This is a genomic window from Desulfobaculum sp. (genome assembly GCF_054921475.1).
In genome coordinates this window covers 1-8432 of sequence record NZ_JBUDSW010000162.1, presented here as the reverse complement: position 1 = coordinate 8432, position 8432 = coordinate 1, and the positions used below count along the sequence as shown (strand labels likewise).

7 protein-coding genes are annotated in these 8432 nt (G+C 62.6%); all 7 read left to right on the top strand.

The annotated features are described in order from the left end of the window. Positions 1 to 375 precede the first annotated feature (375 nt). The 7 genes from ACY69P_RS11080 (at position 376) to ACY69P_RS11050 (ending at position 8353) form a co-directional block, all read left to right on the top strand. A complete protein-coding gene (locus ACY69P_RS11080) occupies positions 376 to 1122 on the top strand; it encodes a class I SAM-dependent methyltransferase (protein WP_459900129.1) in 747 nt (248 codons plus the stop codon). Between the two features lie 266 nt (positions 1123 to 1388). Continuing rightward, positions 1389 to 2639 carry a histidine--tRNA ligase gene (gene hisS / locus ACY69P_RS11075; protein ID WP_462327511.1) on the top strand — a complete coding sequence of 417 codons (1251 nt, stop codon included), beginning with the start codon at positions 1389 to 1391 and terminating at the stop codon, positions 2637 to 2639. 75 nt (positions 2640 to 2714) lie between these two features. Further along, positions 2715 to 4532 carry an aspartate--tRNA ligase gene (gene aspS, locus ACY69P_RS11070; RefSeq protein WP_462327510.1) on the top strand — a complete coding sequence of 606 codons (1818 nt, stop codon included), beginning with the start codon at positions 2715 to 2717 and terminating at the stop codon, positions 4530 to 4532. Between the two features lie 75 nt (positions 4533 to 4607). After that, positions 4608 to 5126 (top strand): peptide deformylase, encoded by a 519-nt coding sequence (gene def, locus ACY69P_RS11065; RefSeq protein WP_462327509.1) that lies wholly within the window; start codon positions 4608 to 4610, stop codon positions 5124 to 5126. Next, positions 5093 to 6067, top strand: coding sequence for a methionyl-tRNA formyltransferase (gene fmt, locus ACY69P_RS11060; RefSeq protein WP_462327508.1), 975 nt, complete (start codon positions 5093 to 5095; stop codon positions 6065 to 6067). The genes def and fmt overlap by 34 nt, the downstream gene beginning before the upstream one ends. Positions 6068 to 6160: 93 nt before the next feature. Continuing rightward, the gene (locus ACY69P_RS11055) at positions 6161 to 7021 is read left to right on the top strand and encodes a DUF116 domain-containing protein (RefSeq protein WP_462327507.1); all 861 of its coding nucleotides are present in this window, start codon (positions 6161 to 6163) and stop codon (positions 7019 to 7021) included. A gap of 6 nt (positions 7022 to 7027) precedes the next feature. Next, positions 7028 to 8353, top strand: coding sequence for an RsmB/NOP family class I SAM-dependent RNA methyltransferase (locus tag ACY69P_RS11050; RefSeq protein WP_462327506.1), 1326 nt, complete (start codon positions 7028 to 7030; stop codon positions 8351 to 8353). The last annotated feature ends 79 nt before the right edge of the window (positions 8354 to 8432 follow it).

Genomic DNA, 8432 nt, shown 5'->3' with positions numbered 1-8432 from the left:
AACGAGCTCATTACTCAAGGACGTACGGTCTGCCGCAACAGCCGCCTTCATGCCAGTCATGGAGGCGGCTTCCTTTTTTTCTCCGCCTTCGGCTTGAGGGTCAATATACAAGGACGGTAGTCCTTAACCCGCCGGAGGCTATCTTTATCTCTTAGCCCTGTCGTTTTTTCAGGCCGAACGCCCTACGAACTCAAGTCACAGAGACGAATCTTCTCCCACGCTCGCTCCTGCCTCCCCGCTTCACCACCGTCACCGGCTTATGATGATGAACATTGCGGGCGCATTGCGCTCCTGTTGAAGTTGTCATAGAACCGAGGGAAGTGACTGAATCGGCATATGATTGTGGCGCCCAAGCGGGCACGAAGCGGAGGCGAAATGTCGGAGCGTTGGGACAGGGAAGCTGTTGCGAGCTACGAGGAGTGGTTTGAGACTGCGGAGGGGGCGTTTGCCTTTTCGCAGGAGCGCCGCCTTGTGGAGCGTTTGGTTTCTGCATGGCCGCGCCGTGGGCAGCGCCTGCTTGATGTTGGGTGCGGCCCGGGCATGATGTTGAAGTCCATGTGGGAGTCTGGCTTTGATGTGACGGGGCTGGACGCTGCGCCGGAGATGCTGGGCGCGGCGCGTCGGCGCATGGGCGCGCGTGCGGCGTACCATGTTGGTCAGGCGGACCATATGCCGTTTGACGACAACGAATTTGAATTTTCTGTGGTGATGAACGTGTTGGAGTTTTGCGAGGACCCCGAGGCGGTGCTTCGCGAGGCCGCGCGGGTAACGCGCCACGGTATGATTGTGTGTTATTTGAATAAATGGAGCTTGTATTGGCTGCTGGTTGGCCGTCCGGGGCGCAATGGGCGTGGCGGGCGGCTTGCGCGGGCGCGCTGGTTCTCGCCGCTGGATATGCGCCGGATGCTGGGCAATGCTCTTGGCGTGTTGCCGGAGGAGGCGGGGTCCGTGCTGCCGGGGCCGCCGAAAACGTGGCGTGGGCGGCGGCCGTGGACGGTGCTGAACAGGCTGGTGTATCCGCATGGTGTTGGCGCATTTTGCGCTGTGCGGCTTGATTTTACTGGCGGCAAACCGCTTACGCCGCTGATGGCCTTTAGCGCGCGTCCGTGCGGAACGACGTAGGGGCGCGGGGCACTTCTGCTTCTCCCGACGAGCCGGGAACTTCCGAAATAGAATTGGCGAGGTTGCGTGGTGCATTGGCGGCGCCGTACAGGGCGCGCCCTGCGCGGTGTGAATGCGGCGCGCGGCGGGCGTCTTGCGGTGCGTTTGCGTACGCTGACGCTTTTGACATTTCACGGCGTATGGACTACTGCCTATCGGCTTAGCCCGCGCGCATCCAAGGGGTGCGCCGAGTCCCTTCAAATCCTGAACGAATCGACGTTAGAGCAATGAGCAAGATTCAAAAAATCAAGGGCGTAGCAGACCTCTTCTCGCCCGAGAGCGACAAGTTCGCCTTCATGGAGCGGACCGCGCGCGAGGTCTTCTCGCGTTACGGTTACCGCGAGGTACGCATCCCCATCATGGAAAAGACGGAGCTTTTTGCCCGTTCCATCGGTGAGGAGACGGACGTGGTCCAGAAGGAGATGTACACCTTCCCGGACCGCAAGGGCCGTTCCCTGACGCTGCGCCCGGAGGCCACCGCAGGACTGATGCGGGCCTACATTGAGAACAAGCTCCACGCCTCGCAGGCTGTGTCGAAGCTGTTCACCTTTGGCCCCATGTTCCGCTACGAGCGCCCGCAGAAGGGCCGCATGCGCCAGTTCCACCAGTTGGATGTGGAGATGATTGGCGCAAGCGAGCCGCAGGCGGACGCCGAGCTTCTGCTGATGCTCAATGCGTTTTTGCGCACGCTGGGCCTGAGGAAGCTGTCCTTTGAAATCAATTCGCTGGGCTGCCATGACTGCCGCCCTGCGCACCGCGAGGCATTGAAGGAGTTCTTCAGCCACGTGAACAAGGAGGAACTCTGTGACGACTGCCGTCGTCGCGTCGATACCAATCCTCTGCGTGTGCTGGACTGCAAGGTCGAGCGGTGCCGCGAACTGACCCAGGGCGCTCCTGAAATCACGGACCACCTGTGCGATTCGTGCCGTAGCGACTTTGAAGAGATCAAGGGCATCCTCGACGCCATGAACGTGGAGTATACGCACAATCCGCGCCTGGTGCGCGGCCTTGACTACTACGTGGGGCTGACGTTTGAGGTGACGTCCTCGGACATTGGCTCGCAGACTGCTGTTGCTGGTGGAGGCCGCTACAATGGCCTCATCAAGCAACTGGGCGGTCCAGACCTGCCTGCCACGGGCTTTGGCATCGGCATGGAGCGCCTTGCGCTGCTGCTGGGCGATATGCAGACCGAGGGGCAGGACTTCTACGTCGCAGTTCTGGACGAAAACGGGTCCACTCCCGCACTGACGCTGGCGCAGACGCTGCGCGCCGCTGGTCTGTCCGGCGAAGCCGGATTCACCAAGGGCAGCATGAAGAGCCGCCTGCGCGCCGCGAACAAGTCCGGCGCGCGCTGGTGCCTGCTGCTTGGCACGGACGAGCTGGCCGCAGGCGAAGTGACGGTGAAGGACCTTGAGGGCGGCGAGCAGGAGCGCGTTGCGCTGGCTGACGTGTGCGCCCACCTTGCCGCGAAAAAATAATCGCGCCGTAGTACACTGACAACGCTGCGCCGGATGCACCGGCGCAAGATTTTCTTATAAGGGTAGGTAATTTTCATGAGCGAGTCCTCTGATATTCAGATGGAGCATCAGCAATACATCCAGCCGCTGGGCGACTGGGTGCGCACCCACTCCTGCTGCGAACTCACCGCGGCAAACGTGGGTGACGAAGTCCTGCTTATGGGCTGGGCGCAGTTCCGCCGCGACCACGGTGGCCTGATCTTTATCGACATGCGCGACCGTGAAGGCCTGACGCAGGTCGTCTTCTCCCCCGAGGAGAACGAAGAGGCCCACAAGACCGCGCACATCCTGCGCACCGAATATGTCCTTGCCATCAAGGGCCGCGTCCGCCTGCGCCCCGAGGGCATGGCCAACTCCAATCTGCACACCGGCGAGATTGAAGTTGTGGTGTCGGACTGGAAGCTGCTGAACACGTGCCGCACCACGCCTTTTGGCATTGAGGACCGTGTGGAGGCGACGGAGAACCTGCGCCTCAAGTACCGCTATCTCGACCTGCGCCGCCCGCGTCTGGCCAAGAATTTCATCATCCGCCACAAGGCCATGCAGAGCGTGCGCCGCTATCTGGACGAGCTGAGCTTCCTCGACATCGAGACGCCCATCCTGACCAAGAGCACGCCCGAGGGCGCGCGCGACTTCCTCGTGCCCAGCCGTGTGAATCAGGGCCAGTTCTATGCGTTGCCGCAGTCTCCCCAGCTGTTCAAGCAGTTGCTGATGGTGGCAGGCATGGAGCGCTACTACCAGATTGTACGCTGCTTCCGCGATGAAGACCTGCGCGCCGACCGCCAGCCCGAGTTCACGCAGATTGACTGCGAGATGAGCTTTGTGGACCACGAGCAGGTTATGGCGATGGGCGAAGGCATGGCCCGCCGCATGTTCAAGGACGTGCTGGACGTGGACCTGCCCGAGGCCTTCCCGCGTATGACCTACGCCGAGGCCATGGACAAGTACGGCGTGGACAAGCCGGATACCCGCTTTGAGCTGCTGCTCACCGACGTCACCGACGTTGTGAAGGGCTCCGAGTTCCGCCTGTTTGCCACGGCGGAGCTGGTCAAGGCCATGACCGTCAAGGGCGGCGCCACCATGAGCCGTAAGGAAATCGACGACCACACCGAGTTCGTGAAGATTTACGGCGCCAAGGGTCTGGCGTGGATTAAGGTGAAGGAAGACGACTGGCAGTCCCCCATTGCCAAGTTCCTGTCCGACGACGAGCGCAAGGGCCTCACCGAGGCGCTTGGCCTTGAGCCGGGCGATATTGTGTTCTTCCAGGCCGGTCCTGCGGACATGGTCAACGCGGCGCTGGGCAACCTGCGCCTGCGCATTGGCGAGCAGATGGGCCTCATCGACGAGAAAGCCATCAACGCCCTGTGGGTGACGGACTTCCCCCTGCTGGAATGGGACGACGAGTCCAAGCGCTACGCGGCGCTGCACCACCCCTTCACGGCCCCGCATCCGGACGATATTGAGCTTCTGAAGACCGATCCCGGCAAGGTGCGCTCCAACGCCTACGACATGGTCATCAACGGCCATGAGGTTGGCGGCGGCTCCATTCGCATCCACTCCAGTGAAGTGCAGGCCAGCATGTTTGAGGCCCTCGGCATTGGCGAAGAGGAAGCGCAGGAGAAGTTCGGCTTCCTGCTTGAGGCGCTGGAATATGGCGCTCCGCCGCACGGGGGCATTGCCTTTGGTCTGGACAGACTTATTATGATTCTGACGGGCGCGAAGTCCATCAGAGAGGTCATCGCCTTCCCCAAGACCCAGAGGGGGACGTGCCTGATGACCGAAGCCCCCAGCACCGTTGCCACCGCGCAGCTGCGCGAGCTTGGCATCAAGCTGCGGGAGAAACCCAGCAACTAGCCGGAACCGCTTCCGCCGCCACGTGCGGCGGAAGCGTTACCCCATCCCGGGCGTCCGGCACGTCGGGACACTGCTATGAAAAGAGAAATCGTCACGTATCCGGAGCCGGTCCTTGCCGAAAAGGCGGCCGAGATTACCGAGATTACGCCAGAAATCCGTGCCCTTGCCGAAGACATGGCCGAAACCATGTACGAAGGCGACGGCATTGGCCTTGCTGCGCCGCAGGTGGGCGAAAGCTGCCGCCTTGTGGTGGTGGACATCACCGGCCCCAATGACCGCAGCGACCTGCGCATCCTCGTGAATCCGTGCATCACCACCCGCGAGGGCGAGGTGGAGTCCGAAGAGGGCTGCCTGAGTGTTGTCGGACTGCGTGGCAAGGTCACGCGTGCGGAAAACATCACCGTGGACGCCACCGACCTTGAGGGCAACCCTGTCCACATCGAGGCCGACGGCCTGCTGGCCATCTGCCTGCAGCACGAGATCGACCACCTCGAAGGCGTGCTGTTCATCGACCATTTAAGCCGCCTCAAGCGGTCCTTGTACGACAAGAAAGTGAAAAAATGGGTTCGACAGAAAAAACGCCACTCCGCATAGTTTTCATGGGCACGCCCGATTTTGCCCGCACGTCCCTTGAGCATCTTGCTGCGTGGGACGGCGGTGAGATTGTGGGCGTGTACACCCAGCCCGACCGCCCCTGTGGCCGGGGACAGGTCTGCAAGCCCTCCGCGGTGAAGCAGCTGGCCCTTGAGCAGGGATGGGACGTCTACCAGCCCGTCAACTTCAAGGACTCCGCCGCCATTGACGAACTGGCCGCCCTGCGCCCGGACGTCCTGGTGGTTGCCGCTTATGGTCTCATTCTGCCGCAGGCCGTGCTGGACATTGCTCCGCATGGCGCGGTGAATGTGCACTCCTCCCTGCTGCCCAAGTATCGCGGCGCTGCGCCCATCCAGCGCGCCATCTTACATGGCGACGATGTGACCGGCGTGACCATCATGCAGATGGACAAGGGCATGGACACCGGCGACATCCTGAAGGCGCGGGCCCTTGCCATAGGCAAGGACGACACCGCGGAAATTTTGCACGACGAGCTGGCCGAGCTTGGCGGCAAACTGCTGGTGGAAACACTGGACGCCATGGTTGCCGGAACGCTGCGCCGCATCAAGCAGGATGAGGACAAGGCGACCTACGCGGCCAAGCTGTCCAAAAGCGAGGGCGAACTGGACTGGACCCGCCCCGCACAGGACGTGCACAACCGCGCCCGCGCCATGCATCCGTGGCCGGGGGCGTACTTCTTCTGGTGCGCGCCAGACCGCGACAAGCCCCTGCGCATTGCCCTGACTCCCGGCGAAGTCGGCCCCTCCCTTGAGGAGTACGGCAACCCCGAACCGGGAACCATCATCGGCGATGTTGACGGGAAGCTCGCCATTGCCTGCGCGGACAACGTGTACCTTGCCGCAGCGGTGAAGCCCGCCGGCAAGAAGTGCATGACGGCCGAAGGCTTTTGCTGCGGCTACTTGAACCGCTGCGCGGAGTAGGCCCCGGAGCTTGACTTTTGCCGGGGCTGTTGGTGGTATGTCCCTGAATTCATGCCACTAGCACGGGACACGCCACAAGGCGCAGGGAGAGGAATGACCCACCAGCAGAACGACCTGAAGGATTTTGACGCGACGGACCGAGAGGTCAGCCGGGAGCGCAAGCGGCTGTTCATCGGTCTTATTTCTTTGGCCTCCGTGCTTGTGAGCGCTGTGCTGCTTTTGCTGTGGTACGTGCCCTATGTGGGGCTGACCTCCATCCATCCCATTATGCCGTGGCTTGTGGGCGCGGTTGTGGCCGTTGCCGTTGGCGGCGTGCTGTGGGCTGGGCTGGGCCTTGTGCTGAATATTCTTGTGGGCCGCAGTCTGCCGTATACGCGGCGTCTGCACGGCCTGACCATCAAGCTGTTTTTGCCGCTTATGGTGCTGCTGGGCAAAGCCCTTGGCATTTCCAAGCGGCGCGTGCGTTCCTCGTTCATTAAGGTGAATAACGAATTGGTGCGGAACGAGGCCTCGCGCTACGAGGCCGATGACATTTTGCTCCTTTTGCCCCACTGCCTGCAGAACAGCCGCTGCGACATGCGGTTGACCTATGACATGAACAACTGCAAGCGGTGCGGCAAATGCCCCATCAAAGACCTTCTTGAACTTTCCGAGCGGTATGGCGTGCATATGGCAATTGCCACCGGCGGGACCATTGCGCGGCGCATCGTGGTGCAGACGCGGCCGAAACTCATCTTGGCCGTCGCCTGTGAACGCGACCTCGCCAGCGGCATTCAGGACACCTACCCCATCCCAACCTACGGTGTCATGAACGAGCGCCCCCACGGGCCTTGTCTGGATACGCAGGTCTCCACCGCGCTGGTGGAGAAGGCGCTCCAGCGCTTTATGGTGTCGCCCCCCGAACCTTCACCCACGCTGAAGCCTCTTTCCACCACGGCCGAGGCGGGTGCGTAACCCATCATGACCAAAAAACGAAAATATCGACCTCAATTGCCGCCAGCACGACTGGCGGCAATCGACGCTCTGACGGCTTGCCTTGATCAGGGCATTGACATTCAGGCGGCCCTTGATGCCGCCATCACCTCCCTCAGGGACGCAGGCGGCATTGACGCCCGCGACACCGCGCTGGCGACGGAATTGGCCTATGGCTATCTGCGCTTGCGGCTGCGCCTTGATTTTATCCTCGACTCCCACCTCAAGTCCCCCGGCAAAACGCCCCGGCGCATGCGCCTCGCCCTTGGCGTGGCCGCGTTCGAGATTCTTATGCTCGACCGCGTTCCGGCCTACGCTTCCGTGGACTGGTGCGTCACGCATGTGAAAAAGGACATCACGCCCAAGCTGTCCGGCGTTGCCAACGCCGTCCTGCGCGCCGTGAGCCGCCTTGGAGCCGAGGCAACCTCCCATGACTACTACCGGCAGGACAAGCCGGACCGGGATACCTTCCTCAGCCGCTACTACTCCTGCCCCAAGTGGCTGGTGAAGCTGTGGCGCAAGGCCTACGGCGAACGCAAGGCCATTGCCCTGCTGTCGGCGTCGGTGAAGGCTCCGGCCCTTGGTCTGCGGTTCGATTTTTCCTCCCCTGCTTCGCGGGCGGCGCATGAGCAGCTTGCGGCGCAGGAGGATTGCCTCGCCACCATGGGCACCGGCCTTGCCATGCGTGCCCCCACGCCCGAGGCCCTGAGCGCTGAGCGCGACGGCTTTGCCGTGCGCCAGAGCGCTGCAGGGCAGGAGGCCATGCTGGCCCTTGGCGCCAAGGACTGGCCCCGTCCTGTGTGGGACGCCTGTTGTGGCCGGGGCGGCAAAGCCCTTTTTCTGCACAGCCTTGGGGGCGGCCCCATTGTGGCCAGCGACCCAAGCCCCACCCGTCTGCGTGGCCTCAGCGCCCTGCTGGCGGGCAAGGACATTGACGACGTGACCGTCGCACAGGCGCGCGCGGACGAGCCCGCGCCCTTTGCCGAGCCTTTTCCCGTGGTGCTGGTTGACGCGCCGTGCTCCGGTCTTGGCGTGCTGTCACGCCGTCCGGATGCCAAGTACCGCCGTACACGCAAGGACCTTGCGGAACTTGCCGCGCTCCAGACCAGTATCCTCGACACAGCGTGGCAGGCTGTCGCCCCCGGCGGCATGTTGGCCTATGTGACCTGCACCATGACTCCGCAGGAGAATGAGCAGCAGGTGGAGGGCTTCCTGCGCCGCACCAAGGACGCCGCCCTGATGACGCGCTTCCGCACGCCGGAGGATACCCCCCTCGGCGAGTTTTTCTTTGGCGCGACATTCCGCAAGATGTAGTGCCTAGTGCCTTTTCTCGCTCTTTTGCGCCGTCCGCCTTACTGAGGTGGGCGGCGCTTTGTGTTTGGGCGCCCTGCTC